This window comes from Agrobacterium sp. 5Ca50 (assembly GCF_055381905.1).
The window spans coordinates 1,183,106-1,205,971 of the sequence record NZ_AP026438.1 but is presented as its reverse complement, the minus strand read 5'-3'; the positions used below and the strand labels follow the sequence as shown (position 1 = coordinate 1,205,971).

Here is a 22,866-nt window from a genome sequence, read left to right as displayed (position 1 = left end):
TTCGTACCTTCACATCATGGCGGCAGTGCTCAGACAGCCGTTGGTTACTTTGAGCACGACGCCGGAAACTAAAACCGGACGTGGCTATATATACTTCATGCACAAACTTTTTGCCGAGCAAAAACTGCGCTTGAGCCAAAGAAGCGGCGAAGCAAAAAGCTTCACACATTCTTCTTAAGCGATTCAGATGGTGCGGGTAGAGGGACTCGAACCCCCACAACTCTCGTCGCCAGAACCTAAATCTGGTGCGTCTACCAATTCCGCCATACCCGCGCTCTTGAATCCTGCATAAACAACATCTGGCACATGAGGCCTTCCGGAGCGCGCGTCTCTATATCATCCGTTTTCAGGAGTTCAAAGGAAAAATGACAGTTATTCGTCGTCATCCAGCAGCTATCTGCAATATCCCACCATTCCCGGCATAAATAGAGAATGATCGCAGCAGGGTCACACATCTTTTAAGCCAGCTAACAGACATTTCCTGCCGATTGCGACACATGGAGCATCCTGTTGGCCCTCGCATGACAAGACGTGTTGCGACTCATTATATATACGCCGAAACAGACAGAACCGTCCGACCACCCGCAGCCGCCCCTACCCGCACTTCAATGCGCCAAACCCTCGCAAACTACCCAACTCAAGCCATCAGGGCGCAATATACACAACGATGCATTGAGGATATCTGCCTCATCCCAAAAGGCATGCACTCGACACATGTCTGCCATCTATTTGCCACACCTCCGCCATCTGGCACTTAAACAGCTGTATCGGCGCTTCCAGATCGATTTAAATTTACGTTTTGCTAAGCATTCACGGCGCACCGCTGGTGAAAATCACCCCAAAATGCCGCTTCAAATCGCTTCTGCATCAAAAATAAGCTTCTTATTTCACCAAAACGGGTCGCAATACGCCCTAGCTGTGCATTTGGTGCATAGGTGTCATCTATTCTTGTTTCTGTTTGTTTTCGCTGAAATCGCTATATTCAGCTTCAGAAAACGGGTGCAGCAAAAAACACTGCAGAGCACCACAACAGAGATCAAGAGGATCACGATCATGAACATCACTCGTTCGCTTAACAACTGGCGCAAGTACAGACAGACCGTTACAGAACTCGCTCGCATGACCGACCGCGAACTGAACGACCTGGGCATTGGCCGTGGCGACATCCGCCGCGTAGCACGCACAGCAGTTGGCTACTAATACTAGCCACTGTCTTCGCTAGTCGGCAAACCATCCCAAGAGGTTCTGTCGAATAGCACTTAAAAAGGCCGAAGCTTGAAAAAGCTTGCGGCCTTTTTCTTTTGTCTGCATCATGCCCAATAGGCAGACATCGCAGCCTAAATAACAGGCACGGCCGCTTTCTTAGCCAACTCACTGCACATTTGCATGGCAGTCGCCTATTTAATGCACTCCACAACATAGCAAGTTGTATATATAAGACCCTCAACACCGAGAGAGCAGAAACCTCTGCCCCGGTCACAAGATCAAAAGTTTGAGGAAACACCCATGAACCCGATTCGCATTGCAAAAAACTGGATCAGCTACCGTCGTACACTTAACGAACTTGGTGGTCTTTCCAACCAGGCACTGAATGACATTGGCCTTACCCGCCACGACATTCGCAACGTTGCTGCACGCTCTTTCCGTTAATCAAAGCGCGCTCGCTGGATGACCTCCCCAGCGGACCCTTGACGGAAAACCTAAAGGATACGGCGCCATCTGGCGCCGTTTTCTTTTTGTGCTTCCTATTGGAAGCCTGCCCTCCCCATGATAGTGCAATGGGCAAATGCTCATCAAACAAGGTTGCTGGATAAGCGCACTGTCAAAAGAGAGATGCGATACTCAAAAACTCTTGGGAGCTTTTTCAAATAATCCCCCAATGAAGGCTTTACCCGCGACAATGTTTGAGCGGTGTTTTGTGAGTATGTGATGCAAGATAACAAATATTCTCCCATTCACGTCATCGGTGGCGGACTTGCCGGTTCGGAAGCTGCTTGGCAGATCGCCCAGAGCGGAGTTCCTGTTATCCTGCATGAGATGCGCGGCGTGCGCGGCACGGATGCTCACAAGGGTGACAGCCTCGCAGAACTGGTTTGCTCCAACTCCTTCCGTTCCGATGATGCGACAGCAAATGCGGTTGGTGTCATCCATGCGGAAATGCGCCTGGCCGGCTCGCTCATCATGTCCTGTGCCGACAAGAATCAGGTTCCGGCCGGTGGCGCATTGGCGGTTGACCGCGATGGCTTTGCCGAAGCGGTCACCAAAGAGCTTGAAGCGCATCCGCTGATCACCATCGTGCGCGAGGAAATTAGTGGCCTGCCGCCGAAGGAATGGGATCTGGCGATCATTGCCACCGGTCCGCTGACATCGCCCGATCTGGCCGCTGCCATTCAGGCTGAAACCGGCGAAGACGCCCTTGCCTTTTTTGACGCCATTGCACCGATCGTGCACCGCGACAGCATCAACATGGATATCTGCTGGTACCAGTCGCGTTACGACAAGGTTGGACCTGGCGGCACGGGCAAGGACTATATCAACTGCCCGATGAATGAAGAGCAGTACCATGCCTTTATCGATGCGCTGATCGCGGGCGATACGGTTGGTTTCAAGGAATGGGAAGGCACGCCTTATTTCGATGGCTGCCTGCCAATTGAAATCATGGCTGAACGCGGCCGCGAGACCCTGCGTCACGGCCCGATGAAACCGATGGGCCTGACCAACGCCCATAACCCGACAGTCAAGGCCTATGCCGTTGTGCAGTTGCGTCAGGACAATGCGCTCGGCACGCTCTACAATATGGTCGGTTTCCAGACCAAGCTGAAATATGGCGCGCAGGCGGAAGTGTTCCGCATGATCCCCGGCCTTGAGAATGCCGAGTTTGCTCGTCTGGGCGGTCTGCACCGCAACACCTATATCGATTCCCCGCGCCTGCTTGACCCGTCTCTGACGCTAAAATCCCGTCCGGGTCTGCGTTTTGCCGGTCAGATCACCGGCTGTGAAGGGTATGTGGAAAGCGCCTCGATCGGTCTTCTGGTTGGCCGCTTTACTGCTGCGGAACGCAAGGGCGAGACCCCGAGCCTGCCACCGGCAACCACGGCACTTGGCTCTCTGCTCAACCACATCACCGGCGGCCATCTGGCATCCGACGATGAGCCGGGCAAACGTTCGTTCCAGCCAATGAATGTCAATTTCGGCCTGTTCCCTGAACTGGAACCGGGTTCGATCGTCAAGCCTGAAGGCGTCAAGCGCTTTAGAGGCAAGGACAAGACGATCATGAAGCGTCAGTTGATGGCCGCAAGAGCACTGCACGACTGCGCCGAGTGGCTGGGCGTCGAACCGCCGGTGTTTGCACCAGCGCCGGAAGTGGACGCGGCAGAGTAACCGCGTCTCAAAACAGCTAAATTATACGGATGGAGAAGGTTCTGCCGTGTCGTGCCTGATGGCCGGTGCGGCATCCTCTTCAATCGGATGTTTCTTTTCCTCTTCGACAAAGCTGCCGAGCAGCCACAAGGAAACATCAGCCGCTTCACTGGCCGACGGGAAGCGGAACTCGCCGCTATGCTTGGGAGCATCGGCAAACTGGATGGCAAAACCATCGCCTGTCGGCAAATGTTCAATGCGCAATGAACCCGGTGCAATCAGCATGCAGGCATAGTGCGAACCCATGTTGCGCATGAAGCCGGCCTTGTTGTCATGAAGCCGGACGAAAACAGCTTTGCCGTTTTTCGTCATGTGCAGACTTCTGATTGCTTCGGTGGGGAATGCCCGCGAGAAATCAATGATCGCTTGGCCCGTATCATGACTGTTGTCATCATCCGTGGCACGACGCATCCGGGTGATGTAGTACCCCAGAACGACAAGCACAGCGCCAAGTATGGCCCCGACGATCAAATTCATTCTATTTCTCCTTTTCAGGACAAACGCCCGACTGCAGCGAGATGTTCCTACACTGCGAGGCTTGTGCGAATTTTACCGTCTGTCAAAAACGCTTCAGGAAAACAGATTTGGTCATCAGCCATTGGCGACGCACCAGAGACGGCTGAATGTCATCCTCAAAGAGAGAGGCGCCAGCCTTCTTTGCCTTCTTCAATACAGTCTCGGTCATGGCCACTGGCAGGTAGGCGGGGAAACAGGCCGCATCGACTTTGGTCTTGCGGGCATGGCCGAGATGATCAAGTGCAATTGCACAGAAGATATCAATGGCCGCAGTAATGCGGTCCTTGTCTTCACCAGCAAGGAATGCCTCGCGGTTAAGACCGGTGGCTGAGAGAATATCAACGGGGATATAGACCTGCCCGCGACGGCGATGCAGTGGTGCCAGCAGCATCATGCCAGCCATGGCCTGCGCCACACCTGCATGGCCTGCAGCATCGGCAATGCCGACCGCGGCCTGCGGATCGAGAATGAGGCTTGCCAGCTGAATGATCGCGGACGCCGTTTCACCGGCATATCCCTCAAGCGCATTGCGGTCTTCAAACGGGTCGTCGTAGAGATCAAAGATACGCGCTTCGAGCAGGTTGATCAGCGTTGGACGCGGCAGGCGGTATTTCTCCACGCAGTCCATAAGGCCGGCGGCAACCGGGTTTGCCTGGCTGTCGCCATGCGCGTTGCCTTCCAGGAGATCGCGCCACCACTGCATGCGCACCTCGCCCGGCAGCGGCTCTCTTACAGCATCACGGATACGGGCAATTTCGGCATTGAAGGCATAAAGGGCGGCCAGTGCCGGGCGCTTGTCTTCGGGCGACAACAGACATGCCAGATATCTGTCACGGTCGAGATCCCGCAACATGTTAAGGCAGATTGCGCCTGTATCCTGAGTGCTCACGCCAGAATGCTCCCCATTGCCGGACAGTCTCGTTGTCAGTCCACCGCGATGAATGCGGCAGCGACAGCCCGGTCTTCGGACAACATGATATTATAGGTTCTGACGGCAGCGCCGGTGCTCATGCTGTCAACGGAAATGCCGGCTTCACGAAATGCTGCTCTCAGCTCTTTCGGCAGAAGCAGCATCCCCTCACCGGTTCCCAAAAGCAGGAACTCGATTTCGGCGGCCTGCTCGAAAACTTTTTCGAACAGGTCCACCGTCAGGTTTTTCGGGTCGGTGGCATTCCACCCGTGGATGCCGGATGGCAGGCACAGCAGCGAACCGCGGTGTGACATCTCGGCAAAGCGGAAACCGCCATTGCCATAAGCATCTATGGGGGCCCGGCCGGGAAAATGGGCCGGGCGTATTTCAATGCCACCTGCCATGGTTCAGCCCCTAGGCCTTGCCAGTGACGGCGGTTGCCTTGCCATCGCTCTCCTCGTCGGCCTTCGAATCTGGGCGAAGGTTGAAGAGGATGAGGATCGGTGCAGCAATGTAAACCGATGAGAACACACCGATAAGAACACCGAACAACATGGCAAAGGTGAAGGAGCGGATAACCTCACCACCGAACAGGTAGAGCGAAGCCAGTGCCAGAAGAACAGTCAGACCGGTCAGGATCGTTCTGGACAATGTCTGGTTCAGCGACGCATCGATCAGCACCGGTAGCGGCATCTTTTTATAACGCCGGAGGTTTTCGCGAATTCGGTCATAAATAACCACCGTATCGTTCAGTGAGTAACCCATGATGGTCAACACCGCCGCGATACTGGTGAGGTTGAATTCCAGCCCGAAGTACACGAACATGCCGATGGTCAATATCACGTCGTGGGCCATCGATATGATGGCGCCCAGCGCGAACTGCCATTCGAACCGCACCCAGATATAGATCATGGTTGCGAACATGGCGATCAGGATACCGATCGTTGAGGTGAAGGTCAGGTCGCCGGAGACGGCAGGTCCCACCACTTCAACACGACGGAAGTCGTAATTGTCCTCAAGCGCACCACGAACCAGGGTGATGGCAGACTGTTCGGCATTTTCGCCGCCTTCCTGCGCCTGGATACGAATGAGAGCGTCCTGTGGCGAGCCAAAGCCCTGCGCCTGGATTTCACCGAGGTTAAGCTCGTTCAGGCGGTCACGGATATCAGCGAGATCCGCCTCACCCTGCTTGGCCTTGATTTCGATGATCGAGCCGCCCTGGAAGTCGATGCCGAGGTTCAGACCCTTGGTCACGAAGCCGCCAACGCAGACGATGAGCAAAACGGTCGTAAACATGAAAATGTAGCGACGAATGGCCATGAACGGATAGTCACGTCCGTCGAAGATGCCCGTACGCACACCCTTTGGCAGGTGTTTTGGACGCGAACGACGGACCCACACGCCAAACATCCATGCGGTCAGCGTGTAGGCGGTGAAGACGGTGGTGATGATACCGATACCGAGCGTGACGGCAAAGCCGCGGACCGGGCCGGTACCCATGTAGAACAGAACGCCAGCAACAATCAGGGTCGTCAGGTTGGCGTCGATAATGGTCGCGAAAGCGCGCGTAAAGCCTTGGTCGAGAGACTGGATAAGCGGTTTTCCGCTTCTGACTTCTTCTCTTATTCGCTCATAGATCAGAACGTTGGAGTCCACCGCCATACCGATAGTCAACACGATACCCGCTATACCCGGTAGGGTGAGCGTCGATCCGATAATACTGAGAAGGGCCAGCAGCATGACGACGTTGACGATCAGAGCAATGTTGGCGAGCAGACCAAAGAAGCCGTAGAACACCACCATGAAGATCAGAACGCCGACGGCACCGATGGCACTGGCGTAAAGACCGGCATTGATGGAGTCTGCACCGAGGCTTGGACCAACGGTGCGCTCTTCCACAACAGTCAGCGTTGCAGGCAAGGCACCGGCGCGCAGCAGCACGGCAAGATCGTTGGCACCCTGTACCGAGAAGTTACCCGAAATCTGGCCGGAGCCACCGATGATCGGTTCGCGGATCACAGGTGCGGAAATGACCTGATCGTCAAGCACGATGGCAAACGGACGGCCAACATTCTGCTGGGTTGCCTGCGCGAAACGCTGTGCGCCACGGCTGTCAAAACGGAAGGTTACGACAGGCTCATTGTTCTGCTGGTTAAAGCTGGCCTGCGCATCGACAAGGTTTTCACCCGAAACAAGCGCACGACGTTCAATGAGGTACGGAACTGGCGGATCATCATTCGAATACATGACCTGCGATGTTGCAGGCGGACGGCCGTTCATCGCCTCCTGAATTGGCATGGTTGTATCAACCATGTGGAAGGAGAGCTTGGCGGTCTGGTTGAGCAGCGACTTCAGACGCTGCGGATCCTGGAGACCAGGAACCTGAACGATAATGCGGTCATCGCCCTGACGCTGGATCAGAGGCTCTGTGGTGCCCAGTTCGTCAACGCGGCGACGGACCACTTCGATCGACTGCGACACAGCCGACGACAGACGGTAGTTGATGCCGTCATCCGTCAGGTTCAGGCGCAGAAGGCCGTTGCCATCATCGCTCATGCTGACTTCGGTGACGGAGCCACCGACCAGCGTGCCGGCAGACACAGGCAAGGTCAGGTCACGCAAGGCTTCCTTTGCGGCGTCAATCTGCGCCGGATCGGTGATGCGTACCTGAACAATCTGGCCAGTGCCGGAAAGGCCGGAATAACGAACGTTCTTGTCACGCAGCTGCGTGCGAACATCCCCCACAATCGTCTCAAGACGTTCCTTGACAATGTCGGAACGCTCGATCTTGAGCATGATGTGAGAACCACCCTGCAAATCGAGACCAAGTGTAACCTTGTTGTGCGAATACCATGAGGGCATGCCCTGCAGCTGTTCTTCGGAAAACAGGTTAGAGGAAGCAATAAACGCGCTTATCGCGACTGAAAGCCAGATAAAAACGGTTTTCCAACGGGAAAAATAAAGCATAGAGGTCTCGACCAGGTTGGTGTCGGGAGGCGGTATCGCCTTCCCTCTGCGTCAAAAATCAGGAAGCGGTTTCGGTTTTAACCGGCTCACCCTTGACCCGAACTTCAGCGATGTAGGTGCGCAGTGCACGGATCTTCACGCCTTCAGCGATTTCGACTTCAATTTCAGCATCGTCGATAACCTTGGTCACCTTGCCGGTGATGCCGCCACCGAGAACAACCTGGTCGCCACGACGAATAGCAGTCAGTGTTTCCTGACGCTTTTTCATCTGCGCGCGCTGCGGGCGGATGAGGAAGAAATACCAGACGACCATCAGCGGTGCGAACAGGAACAGCATTTCGAGGCCGGAACCGAACCCCGTAGCAGCAGCAGCTCCATCCTGGGCAAAGGCTTCAGTAACTAACATATAAAACTCCTCATATTCACGGGCAAACAATTCCGCCCACCCGGCTTCAAGCCGCCGGAATATAGTTGTGATCGCCACGAATGCAACAGACATGGGTCATGCTGCGTACCGATTCAGCACCTCATAACCTTTCGAGCATCGAAACGCCATGCTACCGAACCTTAATATCCCCTTAAAACGCCTGCATTAAACAGCGTGAGACCTATAATGACCCAAGATCAGACGACTGCTCTCCTCCTCAACGAAATTCGCCGGCTTACCGATGCTGTCGAGCGGCTGGCGGGCCCAGCACCCGCCAAGAACGACTGGAGTGCGGCAGACTGTTTCGTATGGTCTGCAGAAAACAAGTCGTTGCAGCCGGTACCGCGCCCCAACCGTATTGCTTTGCAGCTGATCCGCGGTGTCGACCATGTACGCGACATCCTGCATGAAAATACACTGCGCTTTGCCGAAGGTTTTCCCGCCAACAACGTACTTTTGTGGGGTGCGCGCGGCATGGGCAAGTCCTCGCTGGTCAAAGCTGTTCACGAAGATGTGCGCAACGCAACCGGCGTTTCCCTGAAGCTGGTTGAGGTGCACAGGGAAGACATTTCTACCCTGCCCGCGCTGATGAGCCTGATGAAGGATCAGGATCACCGCATCATCGTGTTCTGTGACGACCTGTCCTTTGACCATGACGACACCGCCTACAAGTCGCTTAAGGCAGCGCTGGATGGTGGCATTGAGGGCCGTCCGGACAATGTGCTGTTCTACGCCACATCCAACCGCCGCCACCTGTTGCCACGCAACATGATGGAAAACGAGCAGTCCACGGCCATCAATCCGGGCGAAGCGGTTGAGGAAAAGGTGTCGCTGTCGGACCGTTTTGGCCTTTGGCTTGGTTTCCACAAGTGCAGTCAGGAAGACTATCTGACGATGATCAATTCCTACGCCGAACATTTCGAACTTGGCATCGACGAGGACACATTGAAGGCAGAAGCACTGGAATGGGCAACCACCCGTGGCGGTCGTTCCGGCCGTGTTGCCTGGCAATATATTCAGGATCTGGCCGGACGGTTGAGAAAACCGCTGACGAAATAATCCGAGTTCGCAGCAGCCATACCCCGAAACGAAAAAACCTCCGGCATGACCGGAGGTTTTTTATTGGGCACCCAACAGATGGTGCAAATCTCAATCAGAGATCGACGTCGAGAATGGCCATCGAGAAGTTATAGGACAGATCGCCATCTTCATCGTCGACATAGACAACGCCCAGAAACTCTTCGCCGAGATAGACTTCAGCCGAGTCATCCTTACGAGGACGGGCCTTGACCGCCATCTCCGGATTGAAGGTGCGCTTGAAATAAGCGTCGAGCTTTTTGATCTCTTCGGTTTTCACACTCTATCTCCTGTGCAGTTCGCTTTGCGCCGCTTGTGGCATGGGACAAAGGTCAAAGTAAAGTCCGCAAAAAGTGTTCTTGCGCATCAAAAATGCACGTCAGTTGCACCTGTGATTGCAGACACGCGGATCAGATATCCGCGCCGATGACCTGGTCCATTATACGCGATGGCTCGGTACACCCGGCCTCTCCTATCACCCTGGCTGGCACGCCTGCCACGGTGCTTTTTGGCGGCACCGGCTTCAGCACAACAGAACCGGCAGCAATGCGTGAGCAGCTGCCAATTTCGATATTGCCGAGGATTTTTGCGCCAGCGCCGATCATCACGCCGCTGCGGATTTTCGGGTGGCGGTCTGCGCCTTCCTTGCCGGTACCACCCAGCGTGACACCATGCAGAATGGAGACATTATCACCGATGACGGCGGTTTCACCGACCACCAGACCGGTGGCATGGTCAAGGAATATCCCACGGCCAATTTGTGCGGCCGGGTTGATGTCGGTCTGGAAGACCACGGAGGCACGGCTTTGCAGATAAAGCGCAAAATCCTTGCGGCCCTTCTTCAGCAGCCAGTGGGCCAGACGGTGCGTCTGGATGGCGTGGAAACCCTTGAAATATAGCACCGGCTCCATGAAGCGCGTGCAAGCCGGATCGCGGTCATAAACCGCCTGAATATCAACGCGCAGAATGGTGCCCCACTCCGGCCAGTCCTTCAACATTTCATCAAAGGTCTGGCGCAGCAAAACAGCCTGCATGTCAGGGTGATCAAGGAGCTCACATATGCGGTAAATGACGGACGCTTCGAGCGAAGGATGGTTGAGCACTGTCGAATAGAAAAATGCAGCCAGCAATGGGTCCTGCGAAGCGGCACTGCGTGCTTCGTTCAGAAGGCTGCCCCAAATGGGATCGACAACGGCCACCTGTTCAAGTTGGCGAACTTCATTGCGCACGACCATAATGGTCTCCTTTTACCTTAGAACATTTCTTATACCGAAAAATGTTTCGGATAGAAATGGGTGAGCGCAATGGCATATCAAGCCATCGACGCGTCTCCAGCATAACATTTCTACTTTTAAGGCGCGGCGTGCCCGGCAAGCGGCATAGCGGCGCCTTAAAGTCATTTCATCTGACCATAAATCCGGGACAATATCAGGGTCATGACCGCTCAGGCATTGTTGGAAAGACCGGCGTAAAACTCCAGCACAGCGGCCTTGAACACCCTGTCACCCACCGCCAGCATATGATCGCGACCGGGAATGTCGAGTGCGGTGGCATTGGGCATGATGTCGGCCAGTTCCTGTGGTGAACCGGCAATATCATCCTTGGTTCCCACAGCTATCAGACAGGGCATGTCGATCCGGGCAGCATCTTCGCGGCTGACCAGAATGCGGTTGGTGGCAATACAGGCGGCGAGCGCAAGGCGGTCGCTTTTGGTCTGGTCGGCAAACATGCGGAACATGCGGCCACGCTCATGGGTAATGCCGTCAAGCGAAGGGGCCAGAAGCGCCTCGGCAATCGGGTCCCAATCGCCAACACCATTGCAGAGATTGATGCCAAGGCCACCAAACACCAGCGAGCGCACGCGCTCCGGGTGGGCCAGCGCCAGAAAGGCGGAGATACGCGCGCCCATGGAGTACCCCATGATATGGGCCTCGGAAATACCAAGATGGTTGAGCAGGCCAATGGCGTCTTCCGCCATGATTGGCGGGTAATAGGCCCCGGTATCATGCGGTTTATCGCTTTGGCCGTGGCCACGATTATCAATGGCAATCACCCGGTAACCGGCGGTTCCCAATGTCTTCAACCAGCCGGGATGCACCCAGTTCACACTGGCTGTCGATGCAAAGCCGTGGATGAGCAGAACCGGTTCGCCCGCCGGGTCGCCCTCATCGAAATAGGCCAGCTTCAGGCCATCGCGCTGATAAAAAGAAAAATCGGGGGTATTGAGATTCATCAAAGACATCCTTTTTGGCCGACCTTATGTCATGAATCCTGAAGGTTGAACCCTGATATGTTTCGATTTCTGTGGAGGTTGACTTCATTTATCGCTAGATGTCATGCCAAAGCAGTCAAGGTTCAATCTACATAAAGCATTTGGAGATCCGCATGGCCGGTCATCACACTATTCCTCACTTCCAGAACGATGGCGGTCACCCGATGATCGAAATCGGTGTCAAGGAATTCATGTGCACGGGCGCTTCCGTTCCTTTCGATCATCCGCATATTTTCATCGATATGGGCGATGACAACGAAAAGGTCTGTTCCTATTGCTCGACCCTTTTCCGTTACAACCCAACGCTCAAGGCCGAGCAGACAAATCCACCGGGCTGTGTTTTTCATGTGAAGGCAGCCTGACCGCTTTCCTCTCTTTCTGATCGGTGCATTTATGCCCGTAAAATCTGTCGCTATTGTCGGTGCCGGCATTGCCGGTTTGACCGCCGCTCTTTCTTTTGCCCGGCACGGCGTAAGTTCGCATATCATCGAACAGGCCCATCACCTGACGGAGGTGGGCGCCGGGCTGCAAATATCCCCCAATGCTTCTCGCATCTTGTCCGAGCTGGATGTTCTGGCCAATATCGAGCCGCTGTGGGTCGAACCTGAAACCATCGACCTGACCTCCGGCCAATCCCTGAAAACCCTGATGTCATTGCCTATGCGCCAATTGGCGCGTGCGCGCTGGGGGGCACCTTACGGAGTTCTGCACCGCTCCACCCTGCAGCAGGCGCTTCTGGGTGCGGTGTTGAAAAATCCGCTTTGTCATCTGCATCTGGGCAAACGCATTGAAACCGTGCGCAAGGCAGATATCTCCGCCATCACTTTTGCCGATCATGATCTGATCATCGGCGCAGATGGCGTCTGGTCGAGCGCCCGCTACTCCGTGCCAGAAAGCCCCTCACCCAGCTTTTCGGGCAATGTGGCATGGCGGTTTACAATCCATGACGATGTCGCGCCGTCATTCCTGCAAAAGCAGTCGGTCAAGGCGTTCCTCGGTCCTAAGGGGCACATTGTCGCCTATCCGCTAAAAGAGGTTTCCGCCTTCAACGTCGTGGCGATTTCCATCGGTGCCGATCCGGGCCAGACATGGAAGGCAGAATCAACCGGTCACCAGAAAGAAATGCTTTTTGAGCAGTTCCGCGACTGGCACCCGTCCATTCGTGAATTGCTGACCAAGACCGAGAACGGCAATTTCTGGCCTCTCTATCAGTTGAGCGAAGGTTGCTGGCACAATGGCCAGAACACCGTGCTGATTGGCGATTCCGCCCATGCGATGATGCCATTTGCGGCCCAGGGTGCGGCGATGGCCATCGAGGATGCTTTTGAACTTGCCGGTCAGGTGATGTCAGCGGCAACGCTGCCTCAGGGATTGGCGGCGTTTGAAAGCCTGCGCGTACCGCGCATCAACAAGGCACGCAAGCGGGCGCAGATGAACCGGTTTGCCTACCATGCCAGCGGCCCGTTTAAACTGGGACGTGACCTGCTGTTTGCCGTCCGTCCCGCGCAATCTTTTGCGGCAGACCTTGACTGGCTTTATGGCTACCACGCCAAGGGGTGATTGAGGCAGCGGGGCGTTTTTCTGCGGCCCTCAGAATAAAAAAGCGCCACCAGTGATGGCGGCGCTCTTTAAACTTACGAAGGTCGTGAATTCACACGTCGCTTGCCGCCTTGAAACCGGCTTCAAGATCCTTGCGGATATCAGCTACGTCTTCGAGACCGATCTGCAGACGGATAACCGAACCGCCCTCAGGTGCCTTGGCCACAACGCGGTCCGACAGACCGACCGGAACGGCCAGGCTTTCATAACCACCCCAGGAATAACCAAGACCGAACAGTTTCAGCGCATTGAGGAATGCGTGTGACTTGGCCTTGAATTCATCGGCACCAGCCTTCAGCACGAAGGAGAACACGCCGCTTGCGCCCTTGAAGTCACGTTTCCAGATGTCGTGGCCGGGGAAGCTTGGCAGGGCCGGATGCAGCACACGGCCCACATCGTCCCTGCCCTCAAGCCATTCCGCAATGGCAAGTGCGCTCTGCTGGTGGCGCTCAAGGCGCACGCCCATGGTGCGCAGGCCGCGTAGCATCTGGTAGGAATCATCCGGTGCCGCACACAGGCCAAGCAACATGTTGGCTTCGTTGAGCGTATCCCAATGCTCCTTGTTGGCAGACACGAAGCCCATCAGCAGGTCGGAATGGCCAGACGGATACTTGGTCGCCGCCTGCATGGTGATATCAACGCCGTGGTCTAGCGGCTTGAAATACAGCGGTGTCGCCCAGGTATTGTCCATCGTAACGACGCAGCCATGCTTGTGGGCAATGGCCGAAATGACCGACACTTCCTGCATTTCAAAGGTGTTGGAACCTGGCGCTTCCAAATGCACCAGCTTGGTATTTGGCTTGATCAGGGCTTCGATGCCAGCGCCAACCAGCGGATCATAGTAATCGATCTCGACACCCATGCGTTTGAGCATCGTGTTGCAGAAACGACGGGTCGGGAAATAGACCGAATCAACGATCAGCGCGTGGTCGCCGGGCGACAGATAGGCAAGAAACGGGATGGTGATCGCAGCCAGCCCCGATGGCAGAAGGATAGTTCCGGCTGCGCCATCCAGCTCGTTGATTGCTTCACAAAGCGCATCCGTGGTCGGTGTGCCATGTGTACCGTACGTGTATTTCTGCTTGCCGTCTGCCATGGCCTGCGCGTCAGGGAAAAGCACGGTCGAAGCGCGTACGACAGGCGGATTTACGAAGCCATAATAATCGGTTGGGTCATTTCCCAGATGAGCCAGACGCGTATTGTCGCCCGCACCGGAAAGCAGAAGATCTTTATTTTTCATTTCGGGATAAACACTCACTGATAGATGTGAAGCGAACATGCTAGCCCGCAGCGAACAGGTCAACCCTCAGAAGAAACGTTTTAAAGATGGCGGTTGCAACGCGATATTTTTGCCCACTCGCCGCCTATAATTTATACAATTGCTTCATTCACAGTCATCAAACTGAAAAATCTCTTTTTTAGGCAATTTTATTTCTCCCAAGACTTGACCATGAAGGCAATAATGATTGTGATGCATGTGCGCACCGGGAGGTGATGCGGAAGGGGAGAAATATAAAGAAATAATTGTATTCGCCCTTTCTAAATCGATTAAATAATAAACAAAGGTTGGGAAAATATGAAAAAGGCAATTCTGTCAGCCATTATCGGCACAGCTGCGCTGGGTGCAGGTTCGGTGGCTTCGGCCGCAACACTGGATGACGTAAAGGCAAAGGGCTTTGTACAATGCGTCGTGAACACAGGTCTTCCGGGTTTTGCTTCCCCGGATGCCAGCGGTAACTGGACAGGTTTCGACATTGATTTCTGCCGCGCTGTGGCAGTTGCGGTCTTTAACGACCCAACAAAGGTGAAGTTTACACCAACAACAGGTCAGACACGTTTCCCGGCTCTGCAGTCCGGTGAAGGCGACGTTCTGTTCCGTAACACCACCTGGACCATCAGCCGCGACACCGCACTTGGCTTCAACTTCCGTACCGTCAACTATTACGACGGCCAGGGCTTCATGGTTCCTAAGAGCCTCAACGTAAAATCGGCACTCGAACTTTCCGGTGCAGCCGTTTGCGTACAGTCCGGTACGACCACAGAACTTAACCTTGCTGACTACTTCAAGGCCAACAACCTCGAATACAAGCCAGTCGTGTTTGAAAAGTTCGAAGAAGTGAACGCTGCTTACGCCGCTGGCCGTTGCGACGTTTACACCACCGACCAGTCCGGTCTGTATTCCGTTCGTCTCGGACTTCCAAACCCGGATGACCACCTTGTTCTGCCTGAAATCATTTCCAAGGAACCACTTGGACCAGCCGTTCGTCAGGGTGACGACCAGTGGTTCGATATCGTTTCCTGGAGCCATTACGCGCTGGTTCAGGCTGAAGAATTCGGCATCACCAAAGCCAATATCGATGAAATCAAGGCAAGCACCACCAATCCGGATATCAAGCGTTTCCTTGGCACGGAAACCGATTCGAAGATTGGTACCGACCTTGGCCTGACCAATGACTGGGCCTACAACATCGTCAAGGCACTGGGTAACTACGGTGAAATCTTCGAGGCCAATCTCGGTGAATCTTCTCCGCTGAAAATCCAGCGTGGTCTGAATGCCCTTTGGACCAAGGGTGGCCTGCAGTACGCACCACCAATTCGCTAATCCTCGTCAACGGCAAGGCGGCTTAAACCCGCCTTGCCTTTTACAATAACAAGATGGCCAACATGGCCACATGGGGATAGGGCAAACATGGCAGATAACGCTACAATTGCGTCTTCCGGCAACAGATCCTCCGGTTCACTCCTTTATGATCCGTTCGTCCGTTCAATCTTCTTTCAAATCGTCACCATCATCATCTTCGTTGCCGTCGTGTGGTTTATTGCCAACAACGTGGCGACCAACCTCGCGCGTTCCAACACGGCGTCTGGCTACGGCTTTCTGAATAGCCGCGCTGGTTTTGACATCGGTGACACGCTGATCGCTTATTCCAGCGATTCCACCTATGGCCGGGCGCTGATCGTCGGCTTCCTCAACACCCTAGTCGTTGCGATAACCGGTATTATCACCGCAACAATCATTGGTTTCATCGTCGGTGTCGGGCGCCTGTCCAACAACTGGCTGATCGCCAAGATTTGCACGGTTTACGTCGAGGTGTTCCGCAATATCCCGCCGCTTCTGGTTATCTTCTTCTGGTACACGGGCGTCTTGCGCCTGCTTCCCAATGTCAGAGATTCCTACGATCTGCCGTTTGGCATCTTCCTCAACAACCGTGGTCTTTCTATTCCAAGACCTGTTTGGGGCGAAGGTTCGCTGATCTTTGCAATCTCCATTCCGGTTGCGATCATTGCCGTTGTGGCCTTGTCCAAATGGGCGACAAAACGCCAGATGAAAACCGGACAGACCTTCCCGATCTTCCGTGCGGGCCTCGGTATCCTGATTGGGCTGCCGCTATTGGCGTTTCTGGTTGCCGGTGCGCCGCTGACTTTCGACGTACCTGTTGCCGGTGGCTTCAACATCAGGGGTGGCAGCACTGTTCTGCCGGAGTTTTTCGCGCTTTATCTGGCCCTCTCCTTTTATACCGCCGCCTTCATTGCCGAAACCATCCGTTCCGGTATTCGCGGCGTTCCGAAGGGACAGACGGAAGCATCGACCGCGCTTGGCATGAAATCCAGCAAGACCACCCGTCTTATCGTTGTGCCGCAGGCCATGCGCATCATCATTCCGCCGCTTACCAGCCAATATCTCAACCTCACGAAGAACTCTTCGCTGGGTGTCGCCATCGGTTATCCCGATCTGGTGTCCACAGGCGGAACGACCCTGAACCAGACCGGTCAGGCCGTCGAAGTCGTGTCGATCTGGATGATTGTCTATCTGTCGATCAGCATCATCACATCGCTCTTCATGAACTGGTTCAACGCCAAGATGGCATTGGTGGAGAGATAAGCTCATGAGCACAAGAAACGTACAATATGTCCGCACCGCCATGGTTGGCGCGGCACCTCCCCCAAAGGACGAAAAAAGCGCCGTTGCATGGCTGCGGAAGAATCTGTTCTCCGGCCCCAAAGACGTGATTTTGACGCTGATTGCGGTCGCCATCATCCTGGCTATCGTACCACCGGCCATCGACTGGTTGTTCATCAAGGCATCATGGGTCGGCTCTGACCGTTCCGTGTGTGCCACCGTCGTCCAGGGCGGGATTCAGCCGGAAGGCTGGACAGGTGCCTGCTGGGCATTTGTCGAGGACCGTTTTGCGCAGTTCATGTTCGGCCGTTATCCGCTCGATGAGAGATGGCGTCCGCTGCTGGTAACAGTCATGCTCATTGCATTGCTGGTGCCGCTGCTCATTCCAAAGATCCCTGGCAAGACACTGAACGCCGTCCTGATGTTCATCATCTTCCCAGTGGTTGCCTTCTACCTTCTGCATGGCGGTGCTTTCGGCCTGCAGCGCGTAGACACACCTCTTTGGGGTGGCCTGATGGTCACGCTCATTTTGTCCTTCGTCGGCATTGCGGTGTCACTGCCGCTCGGCATTCTGTTGGCACTTGGCAGAAAATCGAAAATGCCTGCCATCAAGACATTGTGCGTCGGTTTCATCGAAATCATCCGTGGCGTGCCGCTGATCACCGTTCTGTTCATGGCAAACGTCATGCTGCCGCTGTTTTTGCCAACCGGATGGACAATCGACAACTTCCTGCGTGCACTCGTCGGCGTTGCGCTGTTTGCATCTGCCTACATGGCGGAAGTTATTCGCGGTGGTTTGCAGGCCATTCCAAAAGGCCAGTTTGAAGGTGCCGATTCACTCGGCCTCGGCTACTGGCAGACCACGCGGTTGATCATTCTGCCGCAGGCAATCAAGCTGGTTATTCCCGGCATCGTCAACACGTTCATTGGCCTGTTCAAGGACACCTCGCTGGTATCGATCATTGGCATGTTCGACCTGCTGGGTATTGTGCAGCTCAATTTCCGCGATGCGACGTGGATTACCCCGGTAACACCATTGACCGGCCTGATTTTCGCAGGCTTCATCTTCTGGATATTCTGCTTCGGCATGTCGCGTTACTCTGCCTTTATGGAAAGACACCTCGACACCGGACATAAAAGATAAGGGAAACACTCATGGCAGGACCCCAAACACAAAAAATGACGGTTTCTGATACCGATGTCGCTATCGAAATCGTTGGCATGAACAAGTGGTATGGCGATTTCCACGTGCTTCGCGATATCAACCTCAAGGTCATGCGCGGTGAGCGTATCGTCATTGCCGGGCCTTCGGGCTCGGGCAAGTCGACGATGATCCGCTGCATCAACCGTCTGGAAGAACACCAGTCGGGCAGCATTGTGGTGGATGGAATCGAACTGACCAACGATCTGAAGAAGATCGATGAGGTTCGTCGCGAAGTGGGCATGGTGTTCCAGCACTTCAACCTGTTCCCTCACCTGACAATCCTTGAAAACTGCACGCTGGCACCGATCTGGGTTCGCAAGACCCCAAAGAAGGAAGCTGAAGCGATTGCCATGCACTTCCTGGAACGCGTGAAGATTCCTGAACAGGCTCACAAATATCCGGGCCAGCTTTCCGGCGGTCAGCAACAGCGCGTGGCGATTGCCCGCTCGCTGTGCATGAAGCCAAAAATCCTGCTGTTCGATGAGCCGACATCGGCGCTCGATCCGGAAATGGTGAAGGAAGTTCTCGATACAATGGTGGGCCTTGCCGAAGAAGGCATGACCATGCTGTGCGTGACCCACGAAATGGGTTTTGCACGCCAGGTGGCAAACCGGGTTATCTTCATGGACCAGGGCCAGATCGTCGAAGAAAACTCCCCGCAGGAGTTTTTCGACAATCCGCAGCACGAGCGAACAAAATTGTTCCTCAGCCAGATTCTTCACTAGGAATCGAAAACGAAAAAATGGGGCTTCGGCCCCATTTTTTTTGCGCAGATGGCCGTTATACATACCCGACTAAATGTCACCGCAGAGCGACAGAAAAAAAACAAGCCACTGATTTAAAACAACAATTGCAAAACTCGCACAATAAAATCATCTGCATTGTCATTTTTTTGCAAAAAACGAAAATTGGCGCTTGCAGGAAATAAAACCTCTGATTATAAGGGCGCCAACACAGCGTATGCGCCCTTCGTCTATCGGTTAGGACGTCAGATTTTCATTCTGAAAAGAGGGGTTCGACTCCCCTAGGGCGTACCACTGTGATCCTCCCCAAAATTGAAAAACTGCATCATTCCCGCCTCGGGAACGATCTTTCTGCATGTCGATTTATGCCGACATTTTCAGATATTTACAGCAATCCCCTCACCTAAAAGGCCAACTGGAAAAAAATGCATTTTTCCACAGCCGAAACGCAAAAAAATGCAATTTGGTGCTTGCGGGAAATCAAACCTCTGACTATAAGGGCGCCAACACAGCGTACGCGCCCTTCGTCTATCGGTTAGGACGTCAGATTTTCATTCTGAAAAGAGGGGTTCGACTCCCCTAGGGCGTACCACTGTGCTTCTCTCCCCTACATCATGATAAAAAACGCCACAGCGACAACGTCGCTTGTTCGTTTTGCCGTGCGCTGACATGCGCAAGCCATACCCTGCCCTCAGCGTGGTTTTAACGGGTACACAACCTTGCGCTTTGTTGCTATTTCCCTTTGACGCCATCGAACCATTTTCATCCAGAAGGTTTGGCCATGAACACCGGTTGGACGATGATTTGGAATTATACGCTGCCCAAGGAGCGCAATGTCTCGGCCCGCACGCCTGTTATTGGCAAGGACCAGGTTGTCGGCATTTTTCATTACGACAAAAAGAGTTTCTTCGAGAGCAGTGTCATCGCCCTTTCAAAGACCGACGGCCGTGAGCTGTGGCGACACACGATCGACCATGTCGCGACAGAACCGCTGATTGATGAAAATGGCAATATCTATGTTGCCAGCTTCGCTGGCGCTGTCCACGCCTATGCGCCTGATGGCAGCACGTTGTGGACCAGCGCCTTTGGCACCCGCAATGTCAATGTGCCTGTTCTGAGCGGGGATCGTATCTTTATTGCCGAAACAGGTGGCGGCAGCCAGAAGACCTGGTGTCTTGATAAAGCGACCGGCGACGTCCTCTGGTCCCATGACACCGGAGGTCACGCCTACCGGTTTCTGGCGCATGACGGCAAGATCTTCCATACGGCAATTGTCTCCGGTGCCAAGTTCGGAGAATCGACCGTGCATCTGCTGTGCATCGACCAGCAGTCAGGCAACAGCTTGTGGTCAACGACAGCAGATCAATATCACTTCAATGCCGCCATTGTGGACGGCCTGCTAGTCTGGGGCGCCCGCAATGCCATCCACCTCTACGACCCTGCCAATGGCAGCCTGAAGGCCTCTCTGGCCATTCCTGATGGCACGGCGATCACATCAGGTCCACTGGTTGTCGGCAATCGCATCATTGCTGGTGACGACAACAGCACGATCCGTGTTGCGTCGCTGGAAAAGAAGGGGTTGCTGTTCAAAAAGCCGCAACTCGAGGCGGCCTGGAGCCAACCGTTACAAGGCGAGATCGTCGGCCAGCCGCTGTATCATCAAGGACAAATTTTCGTGCTTGATGACAAGGGGCAGATTGTCGGCATGGATATTGACGGCACAATCACCACGCCGACTTTTGGTGTGGGTGATGGCAAATGCAAAGGCGGCGGATTGGCCGCAGAAAACAACCTGCTAGCGGTTGCTACCGGTCGCACCGTTGAACTCTACCAAAACTGAGCATTTTCAGAACTGCTGGGCGGTCGTTTGCGGCATCACAGGCTTGCTTAGCCTTCAAGCAGCTTGTTGCATCAGTTGGCGATTGCCGCGTCCAGCACGCGGATCTGCACCCGGCGCTGACCCTGCCATTGTTCTGCACCCAATGTTCCCGCCACATGCACGGAGCGGCCTCTGCCGTTCAGCAGCAGTTGGCCGAGCGGCGCATCTGCCGCCCTGAAGGCAATACCGTCCAGCCGGCTGCCATCCAGTGCTTCCAACGTTATCTTGACGTGATTGGCACCCACGGTGCGGGCATCTTTCAGGCGGTGGGCCGGAATAGCAAAAATCGGCTGTGAATGGCCCGAACCATAGGGACCAGCGGCTTCCAGTCGATCGATCAAATCCAGCGTCGCACCAGAGGCACCAATGGCACCATCGATCTTGAGCGCACTGTTTTCGACCAACGATGCGATGGCCTTGGAGGCGCTTTCTTCAAAGAAGGTTCTAAGCTTGCCAAGCGCGCTGCGCTCCACTGTCAGGCCGGCCGCCATGGCATGGCCGCCACCCTTGACCAGAAGGCCATTGTCGACGGCAGCCCGCACCATGCGGCCAAGGTCAAAGCCATTGATCGAGCGGCCGGAACCGGTGCCCTTGCCGTTTGCATCAAAGGCAATGGCAAAGGCTGGGCGGCGGAAGCGGTCTTTAAGGCGTGATGCCAGCAGCCCGACAATGCCGGGGTGCCAGTTCTTCCGGGCGGTGACAATAACCCCTGCCCCGGAACCGTCACCATATTCGGCAAGTGCTTCGGCTTCCGCCTCGGCCAGCATCACGGTTTCCATCGCCTGGCGTTCACGGTTCAGTTCATCGAGCTTTGCCGCGATGACTTCAGCACCCGATGGGTCATCAATGGTCAACAGGCGGCTGCCGAGTGCGGCGTCGCCAATCCGGCCGCCAGCGTTGATGCGCGGACCAATCAGAAAACCGAAATGATAAGGTGTTACCGGCCCGCCGAGGCCTGCGATCTTAAACAGCGCCGCCAGACCGGCATTGTTCATGTGGCGGGCCGCAACCAGACCTTTGACCACATAGGCGCGGTTCAGCCCCTTCAATGGTACGACGTCACAAACTGTCGCCAGTGCCACGATATCGAGGAAGGACAGAAGGTCGAGCGTGAAAGCGCGGCGGTCCTTTTTGTCCTTCATCACCCGCAGCGTTGCCACCAGAACCAGAAACACCACGCCGGCGGCACAGAGATGGCCCTGACCTGAGAGATCGTCCTGGCGGTTGGGGTTTACCAGCGCCACGCAAGGCGGCAGCGTTTCGCCGACCTGATGGTGGTCGATGACGACGACATCGGTGCCGGCCTGCTTGGCGGCCAGCAGCGATTCATGGCTGGTGGAGCCACAATCCACCGTCACTATCAGCGTGGCGCCATTGGCGGCCAGTTGCTGCATGGCTGCGGGGTTTGGGCCATAACCTTCAAAAATACGATCGGGAATATAGATTTCCGGCTCAAGCCCGAAATGATTGAGGAAGCGGTACATCAAGGCAGCCGACGATGCGCCATCAACGTCATAGTCACCGAAGATGGCTATCTTTTCGTTTTTCTCGATGGCGGCGGCCAGACGATTGGCGGCCAGTTCACAATCCGTCAGCGTGTGCGGATCGGGCATCAGGTTACGGATGGTTGGGTCGAGAAATTCCAGTGCCTCATCAACGGCAACGCCACGCCCGGCCAGCACACGGGCGATCAGTTCTGGCATACCGTGAAGCTGCGCCATGGCGAGGGCGCGGTTCTGCCCGGCCTGATCAAGCCGTGACACCCAGCGCTGGTCGCTGACCGATCGCTCCACACCCAGAAACGCACGTGGCACGGTATCGACCGGTTCCGTCATTCACTATCCTGCTCTGCCAAACTCAACACATGATGAAAGCGGTTAAACAGCTTTCGTGTCTTAAAGACGAGCATTTATTCTGTCGTGCGGGAGTTTCAAGAGCAAGAGCGGCCGAA

21 protein-coding genes and 3 tRNA genes are annotated in these 22,866 nt (G+C 54.9%); 13 read left to right on the top strand and 11 right to left on the bottom strand.

Going from position 1 to position 22,866, the window contains the following annotated elements; translation table 11 throughout:
• Positions 1 to 188: 188 nt before the first annotated feature.
• Positions 189 to 273 (bottom strand) — tRNA-Leu (locus ACZ5FM_RS05750).
• A gap of 780 nt (positions 274 to 1,053) precedes the next feature.
• Here ACZ5FM_RS05750 and ACZ5FM_RS05745 point away from each other — a divergent pair.
• From ACZ5FM_RS05745 to trmFO, 3 genes are all read left to right on the top strand, one after another.
• On the top strand, positions 1,054 to 1,200 hold the full coding sequence (locus ACZ5FM_RS05745; protein WP_192487896.1) for a DUF1127 domain-containing protein: 147 nt from the start codon (positions 1,054 to 1,056) through the stop codon (positions 1,198 to 1,200).
• Between the two features lie 306 nt (positions 1,201 to 1,506).
• Positions 1,507 to 1,650: a DUF1127 domain-containing protein gene (locus ACZ5FM_RS05740; protein WP_192487735.1), complete on the top strand. Its 144-nt coding sequence runs from the start codon at positions 1,507 to 1,509 to the stop codon at positions 1,648 to 1,650.
• Positions 1,651 to 1,929: 279 nt separating this feature from the next.
• Positions 1,930 to 3,381, top strand: coding sequence for a methylenetetrahydrofolate--tRNA-(uracil(54)-C(5))-methyltransferase (FADH(2)-oxidizing) TrmFO (gene trmFO / locus ACZ5FM_RS05735; protein ID WP_464039946.1), 1,452 nt, complete (start codon positions 1,930 to 1,932; stop codon positions 3,379 to 3,381).
• 21 nt (positions 3,382 to 3,402) lie between these two features.
• Here the strand turns inward: trmFO and ACZ5FM_RS05730 are convergent, their stop codons facing one another.
• The 5 genes from ACZ5FM_RS05730 to yajC form a co-directional block, all read right to left on the bottom strand.
• Positions 3,403 to 3,897, bottom strand: coding sequence for a hypothetical protein (locus ACZ5FM_RS05730; protein WP_246787657.1), 495 nt, complete (start codon positions 3,895 to 3,897; stop codon positions 3,403 to 3,405).
• A gap of 82 nt (positions 3,898 to 3,979) precedes the next feature.
• Positions 3,980 to 4,789 carry a phytoene/squalene synthase family protein gene (locus ACZ5FM_RS05725; protein WP_464040424.1) on the bottom strand — a complete coding sequence of 270 codons (810 nt, stop codon included), beginning with the start codon at positions 4,787 to 4,789 and terminating at the stop codon, positions 3,980 to 3,982.
• A gap of 71 nt (positions 4,790 to 4,860) precedes the next feature.
• Positions 4,861 to 5,250, bottom strand: coding sequence for an Mth938-like domain-containing protein (locus tag ACZ5FM_RS05720; RefSeq protein WP_192487733.1), 390 nt, complete (start codon positions 5,248 to 5,250; stop codon positions 4,861 to 4,863).
• A 10-nt stretch (positions 5,251 to 5,260) separates the two neighbouring features.
• Positions 5,261 to 7,813, bottom strand: coding sequence for a protein translocase subunit SecDF (secDF, locus tag ACZ5FM_RS05715; protein ID WP_250982660.1), 2,553 nt, complete (start codon positions 7,811 to 7,813; stop codon positions 5,261 to 5,263).
• 58 nt (positions 7,814 to 7,871) lie between these two features.
• Positions 7,872 to 8,219 carry a preprotein translocase subunit YajC gene (yajC, locus tag ACZ5FM_RS05710; RefSeq protein WP_192487731.1) on the bottom strand — a complete coding sequence of 116 codons (348 nt, stop codon included), beginning with the start codon at positions 8,217 to 8,219 and terminating at the stop codon, positions 7,872 to 7,874.
• A gap of 207 nt (positions 8,220 to 8,426) precedes the next feature.
• Between yajC and ACZ5FM_RS05705 the strand changes: the two genes are divergently transcribed.
• A complete protein-coding gene (locus ACZ5FM_RS05705; RefSeq protein WP_259144954.1) occupies positions 8,427 to 9,299 on the top strand; it encodes an ATP-binding protein in 873 nt (290 codons plus the stop codon).
• A gap of 94 nt (positions 9,300 to 9,393) precedes the next feature.
• On the opposite strand, the gene ACZ5FM_RS05700 is transcribed toward ACZ5FM_RS05705, so the two are convergent.
• The 3 genes from ACZ5FM_RS05700 to ACZ5FM_RS05690 all read right to left on the bottom strand — a co-directional run bounded on the left by ACZ5FM_RS05700 (position 9,394) and on the right by ACZ5FM_RS05690 (position 11,550).
• Positions 9,394 to 9,597: a DUF3126 family protein gene (locus ACZ5FM_RS05700; protein ID WP_192487729.1), complete on the bottom strand. Its 204-nt coding sequence runs from the start codon at positions 9,595 to 9,597 to the stop codon at positions 9,394 to 9,396.
• A 130-nt stretch (positions 9,598 to 9,727) separates the two neighbouring features.
• The gene (cysE, locus tag ACZ5FM_RS05695) at positions 9,728 to 10,552 is read right to left on the bottom strand and encodes a serine O-acetyltransferase (RefSeq protein ID WP_250982662.1); all 825 of its coding nucleotides are present in this window, start codon (positions 10,550 to 10,552) and stop codon (positions 9,728 to 9,730) included.
• Positions 10,553 to 10,761: 209 nt separating this feature from the next.
• Positions 10,762 to 11,550, bottom strand: coding sequence for an alpha/beta fold hydrolase (locus ACZ5FM_RS05690; RefSeq protein ID WP_464039945.1), 789 nt, complete (start codon positions 11,548 to 11,550; stop codon positions 10,762 to 10,764).
• Between the two features lie 152 nt (positions 11,551 to 11,702).
• Here ACZ5FM_RS05690 and ACZ5FM_RS05685 point away from each other — a divergent pair, with 152 nt between their 5' ends.
• Entirely contained in the window at positions 11,703 to 11,951 is a 249-nt protein-coding gene (locus ACZ5FM_RS05685) for a zinc-finger domain-containing protein (protein ID WP_192487726.1), read from the top strand.
• A 31-nt stretch (positions 11,952 to 11,982) separates the two neighbouring features.
• Positions 11,983 to 13,149: an FAD-dependent monooxygenase gene (locus tag ACZ5FM_RS05680; RefSeq protein WP_464039944.1), complete on the top strand. Its 1,167-nt coding sequence runs from the start codon at positions 11,983 to 11,985 to the stop codon at positions 13,147 to 13,149.
• Positions 13,150 to 13,240: 91 nt separating this feature from the next.
• On the opposite strand, the gene ACZ5FM_RS05675 is transcribed toward ACZ5FM_RS05680, so the two are convergent.
• Positions 13,241 to 14,428: a cystathionine beta-lyase gene (locus tag ACZ5FM_RS05675; protein ID WP_464039942.1), complete on the bottom strand. Its 1,188-nt coding sequence runs from the start codon at positions 14,426 to 14,428 to the stop codon at positions 13,241 to 13,243.
• A gap of 336 nt (positions 14,429 to 14,764) precedes the next feature.
• On the opposite strand from ACZ5FM_RS05675, the gene ACZ5FM_RS05670 reads away from it, so the two are divergent.
• The 7 genes from ACZ5FM_RS05670 (at position 14,765) to ACZ5FM_RS05640 (ending at position 20,876) form a co-directional block, all read left to right on the top strand.
• On the top strand, positions 14,765 to 15,790 hold the full coding sequence (locus ACZ5FM_RS05670; RefSeq protein ID WP_464039941.1) for an amino acid ABC transporter substrate-binding protein: 1,026 nt from the start codon (positions 14,765 to 14,767) through the stop codon (positions 15,788 to 15,790).
• An 87-nt stretch (positions 15,791 to 15,877) separates the two neighbouring features.
• A complete protein-coding gene (locus ACZ5FM_RS05665; RefSeq protein ID WP_464039940.1) occupies positions 15,878 to 17,071 on the top strand; it encodes an amino acid ABC transporter permease in 1,194 nt (397 codons plus the stop codon).
• 4 nt (positions 17,072 to 17,075) lie between these two features.
• Positions 17,076 to 18,233, top strand: coding sequence for an amino acid ABC transporter permease (locus ACZ5FM_RS05660; protein ID WP_312943939.1), 1,158 nt, complete (start codon positions 17,076 to 17,078; stop codon positions 18,231 to 18,233).
• Between the two features lie 11 nt (positions 18,234 to 18,244).
• The gene (locus ACZ5FM_RS05655; RefSeq protein WP_275641007.1) at positions 18,245 to 19,018 is read left to right on the top strand and encodes an amino acid ABC transporter ATP-binding protein; all 774 of its coding nucleotides are present in this window, start codon (positions 18,245 to 18,247) and stop codon (positions 19,016 to 19,018) included.
• A 237-nt stretch (positions 19,019 to 19,255) separates the two neighbouring features.
• Positions 19,256 to 19,330 (top strand) — tRNA-Glu (locus ACZ5FM_RS05650).
• A gap of 223 nt (positions 19,331 to 19,553) precedes the next feature.
• Positions 19,554 to 19,628: transfer RNA gene (locus ACZ5FM_RS05645), tRNA-Glu, on the top strand.
• 189 nt (positions 19,629 to 19,817) lie between these two features.
• Positions 19,818 to 20,876, top strand: a complete 1,059-nt coding sequence (locus ACZ5FM_RS05640) for an outer membrane protein assembly factor BamB family protein (protein WP_464039939.1) — start codon at positions 19,818 to 19,820, stop codon at positions 20,874 to 20,876.
• A 71-nt stretch (positions 20,877 to 20,947) separates the two neighbouring features.
• On the opposite strand, the gene recJ is transcribed toward ACZ5FM_RS05640, so the two are convergent.
• On the bottom strand, positions 20,948 to 22,750 hold the full coding sequence (recJ, locus tag ACZ5FM_RS05635; RefSeq protein ID WP_464039937.1) for a single-stranded-DNA-specific exonuclease RecJ: 1,803 nt from the start codon (positions 22,748 to 22,750) through the stop codon (positions 20,948 to 20,950).
• Positions 22,751 to 22,866: the final 116 nt, after the last annotated feature.